20 protein-coding genes and 1 pseudogene are annotated in these 19,151 nt (G+C 70.1%); 5 read left to right on the top strand and 16 right to left on the bottom strand.

What is annotated here, in order from left to right; translation table 11 throughout:
• Positions 1 to 51: 51 nt before the first annotated feature.
• The 7 genes and pseudogenes from DEJ46_RS05900 to DEJ46_RS05875 form a co-directional block, all read right to left on the bottom strand.
• On the bottom strand, positions 52 to 2,721 hold the full coding sequence (locus DEJ46_RS05900; protein ID WP_150264504.1) for a tyrosinase family protein: 2,670 nt from the start codon (positions 2,719 to 2,721) through the stop codon (positions 52 to 54).
• Positions 2,718 to 3,050 (bottom strand): hypothetical protein, encoded by a 333-nt coding sequence (locus DEJ46_RS05895; RefSeq protein WP_150264503.1) that lies wholly within the window; start codon positions 3,048 to 3,050, stop codon positions 2,718 to 2,720. Before DEJ46_RS05895 ends, DEJ46_RS05900 begins: the two co-directional genes overlap by 4 nt.
• A 340-nt stretch (positions 3,051 to 3,390) precedes the next feature.
• A complete protein-coding gene (locus tag DEJ46_RS05890; RefSeq protein WP_223834532.1) occupies positions 3,391 to 3,810 on the bottom strand; it encodes a rhodanese-like domain-containing protein in 420 nt (139 codons plus the stop codon).
• 13 nt (positions 3,811 to 3,823) lie between these two features.
• Positions 3,824 to 3,931 (bottom strand): annotated as a pseudogene (locus tag DEJ46_RS39720) (helix-turn-helix domain-containing protein); the annotation flags it as partial.
• 188 nt (positions 3,932 to 4,119) lie between these two features.
• A complete protein-coding gene (locus tag DEJ46_RS05885) occupies positions 4,120 to 5,394 on the bottom strand; it encodes an MFS transporter (protein WP_150264502.1) in 1,275 nt (424 codons plus the stop codon).
• 81 nt (positions 5,395 to 5,475) lie between these two features.
• Complete coding sequence (locus tag DEJ46_RS05880) at positions 5,476 to 6,006, bottom strand: carboxymuconolactone decarboxylase family protein (RefSeq protein WP_150264501.1); 531 nt, start codon at positions 6,004 to 6,006, stop codon at positions 5,476 to 5,478.
• A 33-nt stretch (positions 6,007 to 6,039) separates the two neighbouring features.
• On the bottom strand, positions 6,040 to 6,900 hold the full coding sequence (locus tag DEJ46_RS05875) for a hypothetical protein (RefSeq protein WP_150264500.1): 861 nt from the start codon (positions 6,898 to 6,900) through the stop codon (positions 6,040 to 6,042).
• A gap of 578 nt (positions 6,901 to 7,478) precedes the next feature.
• Between DEJ46_RS05875 and DEJ46_RS05870 the strand changes: the two genes are divergently transcribed.
• The 5 genes from DEJ46_RS05870 to DEJ46_RS05850 all read left to right on the top strand — a co-directional run bounded on the left by DEJ46_RS05870 (position 7,479) and on the right by DEJ46_RS05850 (position 10,408).
• The gene (locus DEJ46_RS05870; RefSeq protein WP_150264499.1) at positions 7,479 to 7,832 is read left to right on the top strand and encodes a DUF317 domain-containing protein; all 354 of its coding nucleotides are present in this window, start codon (positions 7,479 to 7,481) and stop codon (positions 7,830 to 7,832) included.
• Between the two features lie 100 nt (positions 7,833 to 7,932).
• Positions 7,933 to 8,217, top strand: coding sequence for a hypothetical protein (locus tag DEJ46_RS05865; RefSeq protein WP_411757812.1), 285 nt, complete (start codon positions 7,933 to 7,935; stop codon positions 8,215 to 8,217).
• Positions 8,218 to 8,232: 15 nt separating this feature from the next.
• On the top strand, positions 8,233 to 9,054 hold the full coding sequence (locus DEJ46_RS05860; RefSeq protein ID WP_150264497.1) for a DUF317 domain-containing protein: 822 nt from the start codon (positions 8,233 to 8,235) through the stop codon (positions 9,052 to 9,054).
• Positions 9,055 to 9,344: 290 nt separating this feature from the next.
• Complete coding sequence (locus DEJ46_RS05855) at positions 9,345 to 9,680, top strand: ArsR/SmtB family transcription factor (protein WP_150264496.1); 336 nt, start codon at positions 9,345 to 9,347, stop codon at positions 9,678 to 9,680.
• A gap of 2 nt (positions 9,681 to 9,682) precedes the next feature.
• Entirely contained in the window at positions 9,683 to 10,408 is a 726-nt protein-coding gene (locus DEJ46_RS05850) for a cation transporter (RefSeq protein WP_150264495.1), read from the top strand.
• 214 nt (positions 10,409 to 10,622) lie between these two features.
• On the opposite strand, the gene DEJ46_RS05845 is transcribed toward DEJ46_RS05850, so the two are convergent.
• The 9 genes from DEJ46_RS05845 to DEJ46_RS05800 all read right to left on the bottom strand — a co-directional run bounded on the left by DEJ46_RS05845 (position 10,623) and on the right by DEJ46_RS05800 (position 18,548).
• Entirely contained in the window at positions 10,623 to 11,309 is a 687-nt protein-coding gene (locus tag DEJ46_RS05845; RefSeq protein WP_150264494.1) for a hypothetical protein, read from the bottom strand.
• 74 nt (positions 11,310 to 11,383) lie between these two features.
• Entirely contained in the window at positions 11,384 to 11,842 is a 459-nt protein-coding gene (locus DEJ46_RS05840) for a hypothetical protein (protein ID WP_150264493.1), read from the bottom strand.
• 83 nt (positions 11,843 to 11,925) lie between these two features.
• Positions 11,926 to 13,650: a relaxase/mobilization nuclease domain-containing protein gene (locus DEJ46_RS05835; RefSeq protein WP_150264492.1), complete on the bottom strand. Its 1,725-nt coding sequence runs from the start codon at positions 13,648 to 13,650 to the stop codon at positions 11,926 to 11,928.
• Between the two features lie 15 nt (positions 13,651 to 13,665).
• Positions 13,666 to 14,307, bottom strand: coding sequence for a plasmid mobilization protein (locus tag DEJ46_RS40870; RefSeq protein WP_411757723.1), 642 nt, complete (start codon positions 14,305 to 14,307; stop codon positions 13,666 to 13,668).
• A gap of 319 nt (positions 14,308 to 14,626) precedes the next feature.
• On the bottom strand, positions 14,627 to 14,818 hold the full coding sequence (locus tag DEJ46_RS05820; protein WP_150264490.1) for a hypothetical protein: 192 nt from the start codon (positions 14,816 to 14,818) through the stop codon (positions 14,627 to 14,629).
• A complete protein-coding gene (locus tag DEJ46_RS05815) occupies positions 14,815 to 16,155 on the bottom strand; it encodes a hypothetical protein (RefSeq protein ID WP_150264489.1) in 1,341 nt (446 codons plus the stop codon). Before DEJ46_RS05815 ends, DEJ46_RS05820 begins: the two co-directional genes overlap by 4 nt.
• Positions 16,152 to 16,778 (bottom strand): WhiB family transcriptional regulator, encoded by a 627-nt coding sequence (locus DEJ46_RS05810; protein WP_150264488.1) that lies wholly within the window; start codon positions 16,776 to 16,778, stop codon positions 16,152 to 16,154. Before DEJ46_RS05810 ends, DEJ46_RS05815 begins: the two co-directional genes overlap by 4 nt.
• A 192-nt stretch (positions 16,779 to 16,970) precedes the next feature.
• Positions 16,971 to 17,663, bottom strand: a complete 693-nt coding sequence (locus DEJ46_RS05805) for a hypothetical protein (RefSeq protein ID WP_150264487.1) — start codon at positions 17,661 to 17,663, stop codon at positions 16,971 to 16,973.
• A gap of 6 nt (positions 17,664 to 17,669) precedes the next feature.
• Positions 17,670 to 18,548, bottom strand: coding sequence for a helix-turn-helix domain-containing protein (locus DEJ46_RS05800; protein WP_150264486.1), 879 nt, complete (start codon positions 18,546 to 18,548; stop codon positions 17,670 to 17,672).
• Between the last annotated feature and the right edge of the window lie 603 nt (positions 18,549 to 19,151).

The following is a 19,151-nucleotide window of genomic DNA, read 5'->3' as shown; positions in this document are numbered from 1 at the left end:
ACCGCGGCACGCGTGCCGCGGTTCAGCCCGTCTGCGACCGTCGTCTGGTCTTCAGTCGTTGCCGTCGACGTCAGTCCCCACCACTGGGGCGGGCGGTTGGTCCCCGCCCACCAGTACGGCGACGTCGAGCCGTTGCTGCCTCGCGAACCGCGTCCGGCCGTAGGTGTGCCCGCGGGCCGTGATCCGGGCCTGCCAGACGCCCGCCATGGTTGCCGTGAGATCACCCCTGAAGGCGCCCGGCACCTCCTCGTCGAGCGGCACGGTCACCACGACGCCGTCGGGGCGCCGCACCTCCGCCTCTACGTCGGCACGGCTCTCGACCGGTCGTCCGAACTCGGCCAGGGCGGCGTCGAACCGGATGGTGGCGCCCGGTTCCATGCTCGGCTGGGTGACGCGCGAGTTGAGGCGCAGATTGCTCCACGCGGTGACGACGACGCTGTAGCGCGGGCCGTGGGCGGTCAGCCGGTCCAGTTCGGCGCTGCGCGCCGGATCCTTATCCGCCTCGGTCCTGAGTTTGTCGGTCTCCTCGCGCAGGACACGCTCATCTGCCTTGAGATTCACATGCCACGTGCCGCTGTGAGCGCCGGTCCCGGCGGGGATGGGCAGCCGGAAGCGACAGAAAATCATGTTCGGGTTCGTGGTGTGTCTGACGGCGGCACCGAGGGCGGTGAGTTCGGATTCCGTGAGGACCCGCCCCGCTGGTGTCTCCAACTCGAGTGAGACCGAGGGCACGTCCAGCGAGAGAATGACGGTCGCCTCGATGTCCGTTTCGTTGAGCTGGAAGGGGACCCGGACCTCCTCACCCGGGGTGACGACCCCGGAAGTCTCGGTCACCACGTCTTCGTCGGCGGCCGAGGCGAGGACCTGCTGGATGTAGGTGGACAGCCGGAAGAACCCTTCGGCGTCGGTGCCGGGGGTATCGGTGAGCAGCAGCCGACCGCCGGTCCCGTTCGCCAGCCTGGTCAGCGAGGGGGCGCTGACCGGGTTTGCGGGCCCCGCTACGATGGCGAAGGTCCGCGTGCCGATCGTCCCGCCGACCTCGTGCAGGAACTTCGGCTGGTTTTCCAGTCCGTCGGTGACCACGACCAGCGCGCGGCTGGTGAAGGCGCGGCCGTTCGCGTTCATGGTCTGCTGGGCGGCCGTCACGCCGTCTCCGAGGGAGGTGTCGCCGCCGGGCTCCACGGCATTGATCGCCGCCAAGACGTCGGCGCGCTGACTCAGGGCGGGCGCGAACGGCGACAGCTTCACCTCGGGGTGCGCGTCTTGGTCGAAGGTCACCAATCCGGCGCCGCTGTCGTCCCGGATGAGCTCGACGCCTCGCGCGACCGCCTCGCGCACCATCTGCATGTGGCTGTGGCCGTTGCTCGTGGGCTGGGCCATGCTGAGGGACTTGTCCAGGGCGAACACCACTCCGGTGGTCTCCCGCGGGGCCGTGTTGCCTGTGAGGGTGAAGTCGAAGACTTGCCCGGTCTCCACGCAGCGGATTTTCACCGCGCCGGCGGCGGCCGCCCCCGGCGTCGCCGCACCGGTGAAGGCGAGCCAGACGCGCACGAGGTCGAAGGGGGCGCTGTCCGCGACCGGCGTGTGCGTCACCCTCCCGCCCTGGGAGGTGACCGCGTACGGCGCGGCCGGTCCGCTGCCCGACACGACCTCCAGGTGGACGGGCGCGCCGGCCCGGATCCGGAAGACCGCCGGTCGCCAGACGGTTTCCAGGGTCGGCACGTCCTGGAAGTGCACCGTTGGGGAGACCTGCTCGACCAGCGGCGGGTCGGTGTCGTAGATGAAGCCGAGGCTGCGCCGGTAGTCGAGGGAGCGCGCGGGTGTCGCGTCGGTCGTGACGAGGTGCCCCATGGTGTCGCCGAGGTTGTGGCCGAGGGGGCCACCGCTCGCCGGAAGATACGGGGCTGTGGGGTGTGTGTGCTGCCAGCGGGCCCACAGCCGGTCGGCATTGCAGTGGTGCAGGAAGAAGACGGGGTCGTTGGGCGAGGTTCCGGGGCCCATGTCCCCACCGACCCAGATGTGCACGCGGTTGTGCATCTGGGAACCGAGTTCGGCGGGGGGCACGCCTTGCGGGGGGACGATCCGTTCCCAGCCTTCCAAACGGTTGCGGAAGCTGCCCTGGCTGGCTGTCGACCAGGGGGCGGTGTCGTAGACGCCCCAGTTCACGAGCATGTTCTCCACCTGGGCCGCCGTCGGGAACAACGGCTTGTTCCGCGCTTCCGGGCCGCCCGTACTGCCCAACGCTCGGAGGATGCCCTGCCGGGGGACGAGCCCTCCGGTCTCCAGATCCTCGATCAGAGCCGTCCAGTGCTTGAACGGCCCCGTCGTCACCTCGCCGTTCGGGCCGTCGCCGTCGCCACCCACGTACACCGGGCCCGCGTTCGGGTCGGTGTTCCACAGGGCGGCCGCCGCGGGAGCGACCGCGTCCGCCGCCTCGTCCCAGTAGGGGAGGGTGACGTTCTTCCTCTTGGCCTGGAGCAGCAGCTCCAGTTCCCGACAGAAGTACCGGTGCCAAGGCAGGAAAGCCGGCCCCCGGTGCGCGACATTGCGGACGCTCGGGTTCACGGTCTCCCCCGACAGGGGAGTCGCCTCCATCATCGCGTGGTGGTGGCGCTCGATGAAGTCGTCATAGCTGCCGTCGGCCTTGATCGCGTTGAGCGCATCCTGGAAGTCGGCGAGCTCCTGCGCGGTCAGGCTGTAGATGTTCTTTCGGATGTTCATCGGCCGCCGCCCCCTCCGGAGTGGTTGTGATCGTCGTGGTCGTGCCCGCCCCCGCCGCCCCCGTGGTCGTGCCCGCCGCCGTGATCGTGACCGCCACCACCGTGGCCCGCGCACGTGCGGGCCACGGCGCGCAGCACCCACGTCTTCCCCTGCGTCTCCAGGAGCGAGTCCACGAGGTCGTCCATGGTGGGGAATCCGGTGAACATGTTGGCGAGCTGGCTGTGGTACTCACCGTCGAGGAAGATGACGTCGACGGGCATGCCGTCCAACCGGAGATCGACGCCGCCGCTCTCCGCTTCCCCGATGTGGACGTCCACCCCCCGGCTCATGTAGCGGCGGCTCTCTGGCCGCCGTGCATCACTGTTTGAGGGCACGAGGGACTCTCCTTTACCGGCCGTCCGGCCGTTGACGGGGACATGTCTCTGTCGTCACCATGCGTGATGATAGGTGACGCACTGTCATGGCGCACCGTCGGGCGCACAGGGATTCACCCGAGCGCGCGGTGGAGGGTGTCCAATCGGGGCACGGGGGATGGCAGGACCAATCCTGGGGTTCATCACTGCCGTGCCGTCTTCCTCAGCATCGCCTCGGCGACCCTCGGGTCCACCGGGGTGGTGGCGTTGTAGTCCAGGTAGACCGGGCCGTCGGCGAAGGCGGGCTGCGCGGGGATCATACGGCGGCCCCGCTGTCCACGGGCAGCTCGGCCAGTCGCCACTCCAGCATCCCGTCGGTCAGCCGGGCCGCCTTGCGGCCGTGGGCGTGCAGGAGGCGTGAGGCGTCGTGGGCGAGGACGCAGTAGGCCCCGCGACAGTATGAGACCACCTCGACGTCAGCGGGCAACTCTGCGATCCGCTCGGCGAGTTCCTCGACGGGAATGGACAGGGCTCCGGGGGCGTGCCCGGCCGCGTACTCCTCCGCTGGGCGGACGTCGAGGACGGCGACCTCCCCCGCCTCGGCGCGGGCCAGCAGTTGCTCGCGGTCGACCTCCTCCGCGTTGTCGGAGCCGAGGTAGGCGGTACGGGCGGGCTCGCAGCAGGGCGTACAGGGCGGCGACGTCGTTGCCGGCGAGGTGGTAGTGGATGAGTACACCGTCCTGGCGGGTTGCCACGAGCCCTGCCTGCTTGAGGGTCTGCAGGTGGGCGGAGGCGGTGGTCAGGTTGAGCCCGGCCGCCTTGGCGAGCGCGTCGACGGGGCGCTCGCCCTGCGCCAGCAGATCGAGCAGTTCCAGGCGCTTTCCACTGCTCAGCGCCTTGCCGGTCCGGGTGAAGGCGGTCTCGCACGAGAAGGCCGCGCCCGTCGCCCGCGCGGAACGAGACGACGGCTACGACCTTCTCGGTTTGTCTGTCAACAGCGCGTGCTGTGCGCGACGCAGACAGTCAGAGCGCTGTGCGCGGCGCTTCACGCGGCTTTGGACAGGGTGGACCGGTCCGTCCTGGGCGCGTGCCGGGCGGGTGTCGCGGGGCTGGTCATCGCTTCGCGTCCGTCGTGGCGCGGCCACAGGAGGAGGGCACCGATCGCTCCCACTCCGGCAAGGGCCACGAGGACGGACCAGGCAAGGGTGAAGCCGACGTTCGTGCCGAGCCATCCCGCGACGGGATAGGTGATCAGCCAGGCCAGGTGTGACAGAGAGAACTGGGCCGCGAATGCCTCGGGGATCGCGTTCCGTCCCACGGTGGCGCGCAGGACCTTGCCGGTCGGCGTGATGATCAGTGCCATACCGACACCGATCACGGTCCAGATGATCGCCGTACCGGTCCATGTGGTCAGGCCAGCCGCGATGAACGTCACCGCAGCGGTTGTGCCGCCGACGAGGACCCCGGCGCCGGTCATCATGACGGTGCGGGCGGCGATCCGGTCGAGAACGCGGGGCAGCACGAGGGCGGCCAGGAGGGTTCCGGTGCCGGAGGCGGCGAGCATCCAGGCGACGTCCGATTGCGAGCCGCCGAGCTCGTCACGGACGTAGTTGACGGTGTTGACGACGACGATCGACCCTGCCGCCGCAACCACGAGGTTGAGCGCCATGATGCCGCGGAGCCGCGGCGTCCTGAGGAAGGTCCTGATCCCCGCTGCCGCCTTGTCCCATGCCTTGGTGTGGGTACTGGGGCGGGCGTCGGGGATGCGCGTCGACAAGACGAGCAGGGCGGAGATGAGGAATCCGGCGGAGGTGCCCAGGAACAGCCAGTTGAAGCTCATGAACGTCAGGGCGACGGCTGCCAGCACGGGGCTGAGCAGGCTCTCCATGGTGGAGGCGACCTGGGACGCGGACAGCGCACGCGTGTAGTCGGACTCGCCGGTGACGATGTCGGGGATGACGGCCTGAAACGTCGGGGTGAACGCGGCGGAGCCGGCCTGGAGCAGGCCGATCAGGACGTAGATGTGCCAGACCTCGGAGACCAGCGGCAGTGCCAGGACCACCACGCCGCGGACCACGTCGAGGAGGACCAGAAGAGTTCTCCTGGGGAGCCGGTCGACGTACGCGGCAGCCAGAGGGGCTATGGCTACGTACATGACCATCTTGATGGTCAGGGCGGTGCCGAGGACCATGCCGGCGCGCCGTCCTGCGAGGTCGTAGGCGAGCAGCCCGAGGGCCACTGTGGTCAGCCCGGTACCGAACAGGGCGATGACCTGGGCGCTGAACAGATGGCGGTAGTCGCGGATGGCGAACAGACGCATGGCGGGTTCCTTCCGTGTCCATGCGGCGGGGCACGGCCCTGGGGTGGAGGCCGTGCCCCGCGAGTGCAGGCGGGGGTGTCTCTACGCACCGGTGTCGCTCCCCGGTGTGAGGCCGGCGAGCAGGTTGAAGGCGCCGGTGAGGATGTTGAGCGAGACGACGCCGACGACATCGGCTATCGCGCGGTCGCTGTAGCCGTGCTCACGCAGCGCGCTGACCTGTTCGTCGGTGATCGACGTCGGCTCGCGATAGACCTGGAGGGCGAGGGTGATGATCGCCGCGATCGCGGGATCGGCCGAGGTGCCCGCGTGGGCGCGCTCGATCTCTTCCTCGTCCACTCCCATGGAGCGGGCTGCACTGACGTGCGCGTCGAGGCAGAGCCCGCAGCCCTGGAGTGCCTGGACGGCGATCGAGATCCGTTCGCTGATTTTGCGGTCGAGTTTGGCTCGTCCCATGGCCCTGCTGAGCTGGAGGTATCCGCCCAGCACGGCCGGTGAGTGCGCCATCGTGGAGACCATGTCGCCGATCTGGCCATGGCGGGTGACCAGGTCGGCGAGGAGGTCGCGCGAGGCGCCGACGGCCGTGTCGGGCGTGAGTCGGGTCAGGCGGGGCATGACGCTCCTTCCGATGTGGCTGTGTTCATGCGGTCAGTGGTGTGCGTGGTGGCCGTGGTGGTGGCCGCTGTGCTCGGGTGCGGCCGGGGCTGTCGCGTCCAAGTGGGGAGCGGCCGTGGCGGTCCGCACCGTGAACTCGGCTGTCCGGACGACGTCGTTGTGCTGGAAGTCCAGGTACAGGCGGTAGGTGCCGGCCGACGGCGCGACGGCCATGAAGGCGATCTCGGGCCCCGGTGTGGTGGTGCCGTCACCGGGTTCGCCCTCCGGGTGGACGTGGAGGTAGCCCAGGTCTCCGACCCGCAGGGCCACCAGGTGTCCGTACGCGGCCAGGTAGGGCTGCAGGTCGGTGACGGGGCTGCCGTTCCTGCTGACTGTGAGGGTCAACGCCCTCGCCTCGCCGGGCACGAGCTCGCCGTCGAGTGCGACCGTGTACTCGCCGATCTGCGCGATCCCCGTGGGCTCGGGGAGTGGCCGCGGGTCGTACGGTCCGGCGACCGCGACGTCGATCCCCAGCGTCATGGTCCCGTCGTGGCCGGCCGGGTGGATGTCGGCGAAGAACTTCCAGTCGCCCGGCTCCAGGGCCAGTTCGGTGCTCCAAGTTCCCTTCTCGTCCCTCACCGGGTGCACGTGCTGGAACCCGGTCGTGTCACGCCGGACGGCGATGAAGTGCAGTTCCTTCTCGTGCTCAGGGGTGAACTCCGTCGCTGCCTGCCCGTCGGGGCCGATCACCCGGAAGCTGACCGGCTGCACGCCGGCGGTGAGGATCGTCGAGTCGATCTCGAGGGTGTACCCGTTCTCGGAGACCGACAGCCCACCGGGCTGGGCTCCGCCGTGGCCAACGTGGCCGCTGTGGACTCCGTGGTTGGTCTGGTCGTGGCTGGCGTGATTCCTCATGGCATCTCCACTGGTGTGATGCGCCTTCTGGTGTTGTCCGTTCAGGACGTTGATCAGAACCATATACCCCCCGGGGGTATTCCGGGTGCCCTCGATGGCGGAAGTCTGGCGAGGGGCATGCGAAGTCGATCTACCAGGTTGAGTCGCCCACCTGCCAAGCTCGTGGCACCGGTGTGTCGGCACGGCTGCCCCGGCGGTGGCTGCCGCGACCGCGCGGCGTGAACGGGTCAGTGCATCTGCCGATGCGGCAGGCGAACGGGCACCGCCGACGCGCAAGCCGGTACACGCGTCCGCGCCAAGGGGGCGAAGACGGGAACGTCGAGAGAAGGAAGTCGGGGACGCCGTCCCCCGCCTCGTGCGCTCGTGACGCGTGAATCCCATCCCGTTGTCCAACTGGCCACCCGGTGGACATCGCCGATGGGAAGGGAGGTGAGGTTGGGAACCCACAGGGCCACGTACGGATCCTGTTCGCCTGGGGCAGACAGGAAGGATCCAGGAAAGACTGGCCAACGGGTGCAGGGGCATGTCAACGTAGACGACCTTCCCGGAAAACCCACAGGTCAGTGAGGTGAAGGCCCATGACCGCGGCTCCTGTGAGCCCCGGATTCTCCACCACCATCCAGGCCCTGCGACTGCGCGAGTGGCAGCTCGGCCCGGGCCAGCCCATGTTCGTGATGGACCAATTCTCCGCGGCCGACTTTCACGTGGTCGTGGACGACCGGGCCGATGTGCACGTCAGCTCGAAGGACGGACGCTTCTACCTCGGCTGGTATCCGCTCGGTCGCCCCGGTACCGATGGGGAGGGATGGAAGATCGCCGTCACCGGAACCGCCAAGGTCCCCGGTTACAGCATCGCCTTCGACACCCAGACGCCGGCCGACGTTGTCGCCGCCGCTGTGGCTCGTGTGCTGGAGACGTCCCGGCCTCTGTGAGCGTGAGCCTCGAGTCCCCCGCACATCAGGCGGTTCGAGAGTCCGCCTTCCCCAAGACGCCCCTGAGCTCAAGGAGACTTCCCCCGTGGAGCGACCGGAGATGACCGTCGGCGACCTCATCAATCGCCTTTCCGCGTGTGATCACAGCGCGCCGTTGCTGCTGGCGATGAACCCCTTCTTCCCCATGGCCCACCGGGTATCGCGGATCGTCGAGGCCCTGGACGAGCAGGAGAAGCCCGTCGTCTACCTGGCCGAGGGGCGGGACGAGAGTAGCCAGTTGGGTCCTCTCCCGCCCGAGGTGGCCGTCGCTCTCACCTGGCAGGCACCCGTACTGGCGCCCCCGCGTCGCCCCCGCCGTTCTGCTTGCCGGTCCGGCGGGCAGTAGCCCCGTACACAGCCCTTGGAGGCGCCCCTGAACCGCAACTCCCCGCTCGATTCATCAACCCCTGGCAGCGCCCAGACCCGCTACTGGGTCGGCCCTCGCCACTTGGCCGGTGACGACGGTCGTCTCTACGACACCGTCGCGGACACGCTCGCCGCCCTCGGCTGGACGAGCCTCGCGATCGTTCGCGGACGCCAGGAGCCGGACGAGGCACCGGAGGACCGGCAGGTCCTGCGCAGCACCGTCCTTCACATCAGCCCCGACACCCTCCGGTGGGCCCAATGGGCCCTGCCGGACGAGCCGTTCCACCTGGGCGAGCTTCCGGTCGCCTGGCAGGTGTCCGCCCGCGCGGACACCGACAGTCCGCTCGCGCAGTGGTCGGCCTATTTCACCACCGACGTCCCGGGCGAAGTCCTGGCAGAATTCCTCGTCGCGCTCGACGCCCGAGAAGCAACCGCCACCGCGTTCACCGGGCCCGACCTGGTCCTCGACGCTGTCACGGCGCATGGCTGGCTTCGTGACATCGACCAGCCCGACGCAGGGGCGACGGACCCCACCTTCACCTCGCACCTCAGCCTCGGCGAGGTTCCGCCCCTCATCCAGGACGCCGACCCGCGGGCCCTGACTGCTGGGGCCGACGTCGCCGGTCCGGCCGGATGGCAGGCGTGGGCGGAACCCGCCCTTGGGGAGACCTGCCTGTGGGCCGCGTCCTTCAGCGCCAGCGTGCCGCACGACCTCGTCGCGCGCTTCGCCGCCTCGCTCAGCTCCACCGCACCAGTCCTGCGCGGCGTGCTCCCCGAAAGCACCCAGGACAGGCTCCTGCGCGCGCCGGCGGGCTGAACGCTTCCACATGGAACGAAGCCCGGACTCCCAATTCAGGGAGCCGGGCTCGTACCTCCCCGATCGCACCGACCTGTCCCCGCCAGACCCGCGAACAGCTCGCCGCGGTCGCCAACGAGCGCAACGGCCGGCTGCGGAAGACGCTCGGTTGGAGTCCTTACCGAGCGCTGTCCAGACCGCTCGCGGCGTGGCCGACAGAACGGTGGGCTCCGCGCCTCCAGGTACGAGGTGCGTCGCACCATCACCAATCCAGGATTCCCTGAATTCAGATTCCTGTGTACTGTCATGGTGTGCTGACTGTTGCCTCCGACATCGAGGTGCTGGCCCGGTTCGGCCGCGCGCTCGCCGACCCAATCCGTTGCCGCATCCTGCTCATCCTGCGCGATGCCCCTGCCTACCCGTCCGACCTCGCTGACGCTCTCGGCGTCTCTCGGACCCGTCTGTCGAACCACCTGGCATGCCTTCGTGACTGTGGTCTGGTCGTTACCGTGCCCAACGGCCGCCGCACCCTTTACGAGCTCGCGGACGAACGCCTCGGCCACGCGCTGGACGACCTGCGCACCGCCGTGGTGGCCGTGGAGACCGATCGGACCTGCATCGATGCCGACGAGAAGGGTTGCTGCTGACCATGACCGCCGAGATATCGATATCCCTCGGTCCCTCCCCGGCCCGCCGCGACGCACTCACCCGACGCATACGCCTGCTGGTCGCGGCCACGATCACCTACAACGTCATCGAGGCGATCGTCGCCCTCACCGCCGGCACGATCGCCTCCTCCACCGCCCTGATCGGCTTCGGCCTCGACTCCATCATCGAGGTCTCCTCCGCTGCCGCCGTCGCCTGGCAGTTCTCCGCCCGTGACCACGCCGTCCGGGAGGCACGCGAGCACCGCACCCTGCGGATCATCGCTGTCTCCTTCTTCGCGCTCGCCGCGTACGTCTCCTTCGACGCCGTTCGCGCGCTGACCGGCACCGGCGAGGCCGAACGCTCCATCCCCGGCATCGTCATCGCTGCCCTCTCGCTCGCGATCATGCCCTTCCTGTCCGCCGCCCAGCGTCGCGCGGGCCGCGAACTCGGCTCCGCCTCCGCGGTCGCCGATTCCAAGCAGACCCTGCTGTGCACCTACCTCTCGGCCGTGCTCCTGCTCGGCCTGGTGCTCAACGCCACCCTCGGCTGGTCCTGGGCCGACCCCATCGCCGCCCTCGTCATCGCCGCCATCGCCATGAAGGAAGGCCGCGACGCCTGGCAGGGGAAGGGCTGCTGCGCGCCCACGTCCACCACCCTGGCCCCGTCGTCGGCCGATGCCGAAGTGGACGCCTGCGGTTGCCGTCCTGGCTGCGACTGCTGCAACTGACCGCTGACAACGCGGAGCGGGCCCCGGCATCACACCGGGGCCCGCTCTTTCATGTTCACGATCTGGCACTTCGCGCCCATAGTCTTCCGCCACTCCCGAAGACCCGCTGAGCCCCATCCAGGCCGCTCGCTGTACGGCCAGATCAACTGCGATGTACCGACGACCCCTGGAATTCGCCCTCTGGCGGAGGGCAACGTTGTACGGAGAGCGAACGTCAGCGGGCGGATGTCACCTTGGAAAGCGCCTTGCTGACGTGTCGGTCGACGAGGGCCGGCGAGCCGGAGACGACCACCAAGACGGTCCCGGTGCGGATCGCGGTCTGCTTGACGACCGAGTCCCGTCCGCCGGCGGAGAAGGTCAGGAGCTGGCTCCACCGCTCGTCGCCGAACCGGGGCGCTGTCGCGATCTGCGTCGTGATGTCGACGGCGGTGCTGCCGGTGAGGACCTGGTACTCGGGGCAGCCGGTCATGGCGTCGAAGATCCGGCCGACGCTGTCCGACAGCTTGTCGGCCGAGTCGCTGTACAGCTCCTCGGACACTTCCGAGCCGCCGCCTGCGTAGGTGAAGGACGCCTTCGCCTTGTGGGGGAGGGCGAGCCAGCCGCCGGTGGCGGCCATGCCGCCGAGTTCGTCGAGGGCCGAGCAGCCCAGGACGGTCACGTCGTCGTAGCGGCTGGGCTGCTCGCTCTTGCGGGTGTAGTCGCTGCCGAGGTCGCCTTCGTCGAGCAGGAGCGGCTCCAGCGCCGCCGAGGGCAGCGGTGCCTCGCCGCTGGCCCGCGCACCGATGGGAGCGACGGTGGCGGAGGGAGACGCCGTGGGGTTGTGGGAGCTGCTGGAGCAGGCGGGCGTCGAGAGGACGGTGATGGCCGTGAGGCCGAGGATGGAGACGACGCGAACGCGCATGGGGACCCCTGTGTTGTCGGTGACAGGTCGAACAGTGCGGGCCAGCGGGCCCGGTGGGGTCGAAGGGAAAGAGGTCAGTGGCCGAGGTGCCGCAGGCAGTCCTCGAACGTGGCGTGCGTCGCGTCCGCGGGGCCGGCTGCGCGGTTGTACCAGGCGGTGTCGAGGCGAGGCTCGACCTGCTGGTGTCCGGCACGGCAGCGCAGCCAGATCTCGTCGTGGGTGGAGAGGATGAGCCAGTCCCGGTACTCCCCGCACTCTGCGCAGGCGACGACCTCATCCTCGATGACGAGGGGGTGAGGCCGGGGCATCATGCGGCCGTCGAGCTGATCGTGGCTGGGCACCCGGAGGTCCGCCGGCAGGAAGTCGTCCGCCGTGGCCGTCGGGCCGGTGACCGGGCCCGTGCAGGCCGCGGTCAGCTGGGAGGAGCCGACGGGCGGCACCTGGACGGCCAACCACGCCGCGATTCCTGCCTGCTGCCGCTGTATCGCGGTGATCTCCTGCTCCGTGCGGCGCCGGCGCATCCGGTGAAACACCCGTGATCCTCCCTCGTCTCGTCCTGCAGGCATCATGACCGTGCCACAAGCCCCTGACCAGGTTCTATTCACAGAGTCGATAGTCATTTCTTGCGGCGCGGAGCTCCCGACGGGCCGCGCGCCGATCCCTTCGTACGGTGCGCTGACGTCCCCTCGGCGTGACCGGCCGGCACCTGGTCGGTGGTGTCGGCCGGCAGGTCCGCGGAGCGGCGCAGGCGCCACACGAGCACGTCGCTGACCGATTCCGCGCTCGTCAGCTCCCGCCGCCCCGCGGCCTCGGTGAGCAAGGAGGCCCGGTCGTGGCCTACGGCCTCGGCGTCGTTGAGCGTGGCGGCGAGCGCGTACCAGCCGGGCTCGGAGAGGATCTGTTCGGCCAGTTCCGGCAGCGTCTTGCGCAGCAGCGTCGCCTGTCGCTGTCGCACGGGATGGGCGAGATGCCGGCCGCGCTGGTAGAGCGCGCCGAGGGGCTGGGTGGCTGCGGCCTCGTATGCGGCTCGCAGGTGAGCGGCGGCCTGGTGTGCGGCGGCGGCCTGTTGGGTGTGGTTCTTCCTCGCGTGCCAGTGAGCGGCGGCGGTGATCAGGAAGAACAGCATGTCGATGGCCATCGCCGTGGTCGCACCGTCTTCCCCGCGACCGAGGGCAGGGCCGCTGTGGACGAGCTCGCGGGCGGCTTGTCGCAGGGCGCGGTCGTGTCCGCGTTCGGCCCGGACGTGCGAGCGGGAGGCGCGCTCGAACGCGAAGGCTGCTTCGCACAGTTCGCTCCGGGTGTGTGCGGCGGAGGTCTTGGCGAGCGCGTCGAGGACCTCTCCGGCCGACGCGATGTGGGCGGCGGCGACCGTGTCGTCTCCGCCTTCGACGATCAGCATTGCCTGCCAGGCGGCCGAGGCTGTCTGCCGGCGAGCCGACGCCGGACCGCTCGCCACCGGGCTCTTCGACGGCTCCGCGCTCGCGGGCTCGGGGCCGAGAGGACCGGCGGCCCAGCGCTCACGGACGCGGGGCAGGGACAGATCCGGCGCGAGCCGAGCACCGGGGTAGAACACCGGCTCGTCTTGGGCGTTGCGGTCGTCGGGGAGAGCGACCTTGTACCCGAGCAGGTCCCCGGACGGGGCGATTCGCTTGCGGATCAGCAGGCCGGCGGAGGCCAGCCGGTCGAAGAACTCGGCCTCGCTCGTCGCTCCGGCGACCGATTGGCGCACGGTCTCGCGTAGTTCCTCCCGCGCGGTGCGCTCGCGCCCCTGACGCTCCGCCTTGTGGCGTTCTGCGCTGGTGGGCCGCTGCGCGGCGGTGCCGTCGCCCTTGTTGAGGCGGCGCAGCCCCAGCTCCACCTCCAGGGCTCGGGCGGTGGCCTGGACGCGGGACGCGTCGTTGTTGAGGTCGGGCTTGTAACCGTCCTCCCGGACGAGGGTGGCGACGATATGGATGTGATCATCGGCGTGCCGTACCGCTGCCCATCGGCATCCCACCCCGCCCCGTCCGGGGTCGTCGATTCCGGCGGCGGCGACCATGCGGTGGGCGATGGAGCCCCACTCCTCGTCCGAGAGGAGCCGATCCTCGGCCGCGTTACGAATGGACAGGTGCCACACGTGCCTCGTCGGTCGCTCGGAGGCATCGATGTTCTCCAGGGGCTGGTCCAAGAGCTGCTGGAGCTGCTTGAGGGTGGCGGCCTCGTGGCGCCCCGGGTCGGGGGCGTTGTCGTCCCAGGAAGCGACCAGGTGCGGGTCGGTGTGCTCCTCGTACTTGCCCGGCCCGTACAGGTAATACAGGAGGCCGAGGGTGCGCTGCCCGCGCTTCTGGATCCTGGGGATCATGCCTGTCGTGTGTTCCTAGTTCTGGGCGAGAAGCCGATCGGTGGCGTGCTGGACGCGCTGGACGGCCCGTTCGGTGACAGCGAGGACGGTGTCGAGCTCGGGCGGGTGCGCTCCGGCGTTGATCGCGCGGGTGAGCTGGTTCAGGTTGTTGCCGACGTGGCCGAGGTGTCGCCGGGCGGCGAAGAACTCGGCGATGACCTCTCGCTCTCCGGCGACCGCGCTGGCGGTTCGGTCGAGGTCGCGAGCGGCGCTGAGGGCTGCGCGGGCGAGGAAGCCGGCGACGGTGAGACCGGCGGCGCCAGCGCCGGCGGTAACCCGGGCGAGCTCGTCGTCGCTGAATCGCGTGTTGCGCACATGGGGACGCTGGCGGCGCTGGTATTTACGGCGACGGGTACGGGGTTTCGTCGGCGGGACGAGATCGGGCTCGGCACGGTCTGTGCCGCGTTCCTGTCCTCCTGGCTGCGATCCGCCCTCGGTCGCAGCTTCTTCGTCTGGCGTCCCCCGGCGCCGGACGTCCCCCTGCCCCGGAGGGGTCGCGGAACCCTTGGATACTCCGCTCAAGGCGGAGTATCCAAGGGGATAACTTGCTCGCCCCGAGACTGAGTTGTGGTTATGAACGGGACCCGGGGTGCTGTCGTTCTCGTACGGATGCGTCATCGGATTCAGTGCCTCGTGGAGCGGATACGGTGCTGAATCGAGGCGGCCAGCTCGACGACGTCGGCGGGTCCCGCGAGGACAAGAAGGGGACCGTCGGGCTCGTGCTGGACGAGCCACTGGCCGGTCGGGGCCTGGACTGCGGCGTGCAGAAACTGTCGGCGGACGAGTACGTCCGCCCAGGTGCTTGCCTCGGCGGTCGTGGCAGCGGAAGAGCGGTTGCGGAGTGCGTCGATGGGGGCCTCCGGAAGTGGGGCGGTGGCCCGGCGCGGTGCCGGGCCACCGGATCGGGATGGGGGCTGCGGGCTGCGGTTTCGCTGGGTCAGCCGCATTCGAGGCAACGCTCGACGTGGCTGCTCAGGGCTCTGGCCATGCGGGACTTCGCCGAGAGTGCGTGATGCGCACTGGACTTGGCAGATGGCCTGCCGGCATACCGCTGGGAGTGGGCGCTCAGGAAGCCGATCTCCCGCTCGTACCCCCTGCGGATGACGTCGAAGCGGTGGCAGGTCTTCATCGGGCGGTGCTCCTTGTAGTAGCGCTGCTCTCCTCACTCCGCAGTTGCTGGAGGACGAGGCTGAGTCGTTCGTTCCGGCCGCCCTGGAGGCCCTCACGGCGGAGGATCTCGCGCAGCTGGACTCGGGTGAGGGTTTCGTTGCCGTCCCGCGCCAGCAGGGCGGGGACGTGAGGCTGAACCTGCTTCACGAGCTGGTCGACAGCCACTTCCAGCTCGCGCGACGGGCGCTGGACCGGGCGGCTGCGGGTCCGGCCAACGCCGCTGCCTGTGGGCTTGGCCCTGGTGGTCGGCTTTCGCCGACGGGCGACCTTGTGTCCCCGGTCCCCGGGACTGGTCCCCGACTCGGCGTCGGTCGGTCCCCGGTCCCGGTGGTTGTCGGTCCCCGGCTCGGTGCCCGTCGGTCCCCGGTCCCCATGGGTGGCGGTCCCCGCTTCGGTGTCGGTCAGAACCCGGTCCCCGATCCGTTCGATGCCGGCGACCTGGCTGTGGTGCGGCGGGGACCAGGGGGAGGGGAGGGGGACCGTAGCGAGGGTGAGGGCGTGCCGGCGTGCGGCGAGCTGCTTGAGGAGGTCGGCCCGCTGCGCTGGGTCGGTGCCGACTGCGGAGCCGCCGATCGCCCTCGACAGACGCCGTGCGAGGCGCCGACCGTGCCGGCCTTGCTGCCGCTGGGGGGTGAGCTCGGCGAGGCGGGCGGCGAGGGTGACCGCGCGGGCCGTGGCTCGGTCACGGGTGATCTGTGCGGCGTCGCGGTCTCGCGCTGCGATGCCGAGACGGGACAGCAGCCGTTCCCGCACCTCTCGACCAAGAGTCGCGAGGAGACCGTGGGAGGCGGCACCAGGCGTGCGCAGGCGCAGCTCGATGCCCATGGCGAGGTGCCACAGCATCGCTGCCATGACCGGGCCGACGAAGGCCCGGACGGTGCCGCCCACGGGCCCGCTCTCGGCGTACGCCGGAATCACCTGGACTCCGGTGATGACCCAGACCAGGGTGCCCGGCAGGCCGGGCGCTCCCCGTGTGGCCAGGTTCTGCCGAGCCATCAGGGCTGTTGCGAACAGGGCGAGTTCGGCGGCGGCGAACATGCCAGCGCGCTCGGCGGTGCCGGCCATGTCGAGGTAGTCGGCGGCGAACCGCCAGCTCGTGTCCGCGCTGTAGGCGGTGCAGCCGAGGGCCGCGATGGCTGCGACCTTCACCGCGGGACTGCCGGACCGTCGGATCCGGCGCATGGAGCCCCGGCGCCGCATCCCCCAGCCCAGAGCGACGGCAGCGGCACCGGGAATGACGATCGCGAGGAGAAGGGGCAGGTCGGGGACGACGCCGAACGACAGATCGGGGCTCATGCGGCCTTTCCGAGCGAGGTGGTCAGGGAGGTTGTGCGGACCGACCGGGACACCGGCTGGATCGTCGCGGGTGAGCTGGTCTCGGGCTTGCGCGCCGCTCGCTTTTTCCGCGACTGGGGTACTTCGTGGTAGCGGTCGCGGTCGGCAACGGCGTTGGCGGCCTGAGTCAGTAGGTCGCGGGCATGCTGGTGGCTGACCTGCAGGGCCAATGCAAGGCGGTCTGCGCGCCAGCCCCGGGCGTAGGCGTGATTGACGACGACGTGGCGCTCGGCGGCTGTGAGGTGAACGTCGCGGCCGTGGAAGACGGCGATCACGCGGCTGTAGTCGATCCGCTGATGCAGGCCGTCGTGCCAGGGGCGGCGCTCCGACTCGGTCAGGCCGCCCCAGATGCCTTCCTTGAGGCTGTTCTCGAGGGCGTAGTTGAAGCAGTCGCGCAGCACTGGGCACTGTGCGCACAGGGTCTTGGCCTCGTCGATGGCCTCGCGATCCCGGGGCAGCGGGAAGAAGGTGGCGTCGGCGTCGTGAGGGTCCATGCCGTGGCACACGCCGCGCGTGTGCCAGCTGGTGTCGGCGATCCCGCGCAGGGAGGTCGCGGGTGCTTCGTGGGTGGTGATGGTGCGCAAGTTGAGTCTCCGAGGTCACTCGCGTCGGCCGGCGGGAGGCGGGGCCGAGGGTGGCCGGACGCGGTAATGAGGGCGGCTACGGCGTGCAGGGTGGCCGGATCCGCCCGGGTCGGGTGGAGGTTGGGGCAGCGGGCATCGCCGGGGGCGTCGTACGGCACCTGATCCGGCGCCTAGTGTGCCGCCGGTGGGCGGCTAGGCGACCACGGCCGGTTGCCGGGCCTGCATGGTTGCGAGCTCGATTCGGCTGGGGTGCGGCGTGGCGCGCGGGGCGTTGCCGCGTGCGCCTCCATCGGGGCCGACTCGCCGACTGCGGCAGAGTTCGCCCGCCTGTGCGTGGCACCAACTGCACCGGACACTGAGGTAGTCCGCGTGGCCTTGGGCGATGGCTGCCTCACGTGCTGCGCGGGCGGGCCGGTAAGGGGCCAGTTCCGTGCGGACGGCCGGTGGGATGCACGAGCCGATTGCGCGAAGCCGGGTCTCCAGGTCGGGCTGGACGCGACCGCTGGTGATCTGCTGGTGGGTCGAGGGCGCGGCGGTGCCGGTGGCAACGGCATCTCGACGGCCTGCGAGTTCAGCCCGCCAGGCGGAGACGTTGTCCGGATCCGTGGCCGGCGTCGGGTCGGTGTGCCGGCCGAGGCGGTCGCGTCGATGGGAGCGCCACTTGCGGGCGACGTCGACCGGGAGGATCGGAAACGGCGAGTCGAGGATGTGCGCCCTGATCGCGGCGCGGGCGTCCCACCCGTGCTCTGTGGCCAGGGGCACGTCGGCGAGCAGTTCGTGCCACTGCGCGATCTGATCTCGGGCCTCGCCGGTCTCGGTGCGGATGGTGCGGGGGTCGAGTCGGCCGATGTAGGCCAGGACTGCGGCGACTTCTCGTCGGTCCACGGGGTGCTACTCCGTTCCGGTCGGCTCTTCGAGGGCTGCGAGGAGGGCGGCGGTGTGAGCCTCCGCTCGGGTCATCCGGCCTGCTGGAGCGGGCCCGGCACCGCTCCCCGGCAGCGCGTAGAGGTTCGGGCGGCCCGAACGCTCCCGGGCGACCCAGGCCCGCCAGTCGGCGGCCCAGACATCCGCCGAACGGCGTGACCAGGCGGCTCGGTGCGCGCGCCACTTCTCGTCGGCCGCCTGCAGTCCGTGCTCGCCGAGTCGGGCGAGGTGGCCCTCCTGAAGAGCCCAGGTGTGCGAGGCGGGGTCGATCTGCCACTCGCCGGCCGTGGTGACGGCAGTGGAACTGCTGTTCCTAGGGTTTACCTTCGGTTCACTACGGTTCTGGGGGTCGGAATCCGTTCCTTCCGGGGGCCGGATTCCGACCCGTCGGGGGGTCGGTTTCCGGCTGGAGGGGGCGGAATCCGTACGTGCCGAGATCCGGGATGAGGGGTCGGAATCGGTCCCGTTCCTGGGCCGGATGCCGTACCGCCGGAGGGCCGAGAGGTGGAGGGGCCGCTCGGGGATCGCCTCGTCCGCAGGCAAGGCGTCGGCCATGGGCTCGCCCTGAGTCAGAGCCTTGGCCGCGAGAGGCAGGCGGTAGACGGTGCTCCGCTGCGGGCCTTCGAGGTCGACGAGCTCCTCCAGCTCGTCCCCGGCCAGGAGCCGGTCCAGGGCCTCCCGCACCGCAGTCCGCGAGGCGTTCGTACGCCTTACGAGGCTGGCCACGGAGGCGAAGGCGACACACTGCTCGTCGGCGACCCGGTCGCTGATCGAGAGGAGGACCAGACGCGCGGTGCCCTTGCTCTCGCTGCTCTCCCACACCCACTCGCGTGCTTCCCCGCTCATCGGCCGCTCCCGCGCGACGGGCGGGAGCATGCCGGCAGGCTGGCCGGGCCGCGGGTGGATCCAGGCCGTATGAGGCCCGGTGGGAAGGGGGTGGCCGCGCAGACCGGACTTTCGGGCCTTTCGCGCAGGGAAGAGGGCATGCCAGAATCTCCTTTGCAGTGTTGCCGTGCTGGCGCGCCCCGTCGGAAGGGACCAGCGCGGTGATGGTGGGCAATCTCCGCCCTTGCCGGGGCGGGTTTGCGCAGTGAGGCGTCCGGCGTCCGGGAGTTCCCGCTCCTGGACGCCGCCGCTGTTTGAGGACCTAAACTGTCCGGTTGCTGCTCACCCTGCTCCTCGTGCTCACTACTCCCGGTGCGGCCGCCGCGGGGACGATGAACATACGCAGGGGCCTCGTCAAGATCCAGACTTGGCTCAAGAACTCTCTACTAATCGCAACGCGCCTGCCGGGATATACGGCCTGCAACGTGACGCGGGATTGCGCCAGCGATGGAGCGGCAGTCGTGTGGCCGGTGCCACATTTTGATCAGACCCCTGTGTCGCGTGTCACGAACAAGCTGTTGAACTAGCTGGTCAGAAGGATTTAAGCCCTCCCGTCGCATCTCC

The sequence above is a fragment of the Streptomyces venezuelae genome (assembly GCF_008642375.1).
In the GTDB taxonomy this organism is placed as follows: domain Bacteria; phylum Actinomycetota; class Actinomycetes; order Streptomycetales; family Streptomycetaceae; genus Streptomyces; species Streptomyces venezuelae_G.
Note: the sequence above shows the minus strand (reverse complement) of the source record. Positions and strands in the feature narration are given on the sequence as shown.

Bases quoted from the DNA above. Each gene is read 5' to 3' on its own strand.
- DEJ46_RS05900 (WP_150264504.1), bottom strand. From the start codon at position 2,721: ATGAACATCCGAAAGAACATCTACAGCCTGACCGCGCAGGAGCTCGCC.
- DEJ46_RS05895 (WP_150264503.1), bottom strand. From the start codon at position 3,050: ATGAGCCGGGGGGTGGACGTCCACATCGGGGAAGCGGAGAGCGGCGGC.
- DEJ46_RS05885 (WP_150264502.1), bottom strand. From the start codon at position 5,394: ATGCGTCTGTTCGCCATCCGCGACTACCGCCATCTGTTCAGCGCCCAG.
- DEJ46_RS05880 (WP_150264501.1), bottom strand. From the start codon at position 6,006: ATGCCCCGCCTGACCCGACTCACGCCCGACACGGCCGTCGGCGCCTCG.
- DEJ46_RS05875 (WP_150264500.1), bottom strand. From the start codon at position 6,900: ATGAGGAATCACGCCAGCCACGACCAGACCAACCACGGAGTCCACAGC.
- DEJ46_RS05870 (WP_150264499.1), top strand. From the start codon at position 7,479: ATGACCGCGGCTCCTGTGAGCCCCGGATTCTCCACCACCATCCAGGCC.
- DEJ46_RS05865 (WP_411757812.1), top strand. From the start codon at position 7,933: ATGACCGTCGGCGACCTCATCAATCGCCTTTCCGCGTGTGATCACAGC.
- DEJ46_RS05850 (WP_150264495.1), top strand. From the start codon at position 9,683: ATGACCGCCGAGATATCGATATCCCTCGGTCCCTCCCCGGCCCGCCGC.
- DEJ46_RS05845 (WP_150264494.1), bottom strand. From the start codon at position 11,309: ATGCGCGTTCGCGTCGTCTCCATCCTCGGCCTCACGGCCATCACCGTC.
- DEJ46_RS05835 (WP_150264492.1), bottom strand. From the start codon at position 13,650: ATGATCCCCAGGATCCAGAAGCGCGGGCAGCGCACCCTCGGCCTCCTG.
- DEJ46_RS40870 (WP_411757723.1), bottom strand. From the start codon at position 14,307: ATGACGCATCCGTACGAGAACGACAGCACCCCGGGTCCCGTTCATAAC.
- DEJ46_RS05820 (WP_150264490.1), bottom strand. From the start codon at position 14,818: ATGAAGACCTGCCACCGCTTCGACGTCATCCGCAGGGGGTACGAGCGG.
- DEJ46_RS05815 (WP_150264489.1), bottom strand. From the start codon at position 16,155: ATGAGCCCCGATCTGTCGTTCGGCGTCGTCCCCGACCTGCCCCTTCTC.
- DEJ46_RS05800 (WP_150264486.1), bottom strand. From the start codon at position 18,548: ATGAGCGGGGAAGCACGCGAGTGGGTGTGGGAGAGCAGCGAGAGCAAG.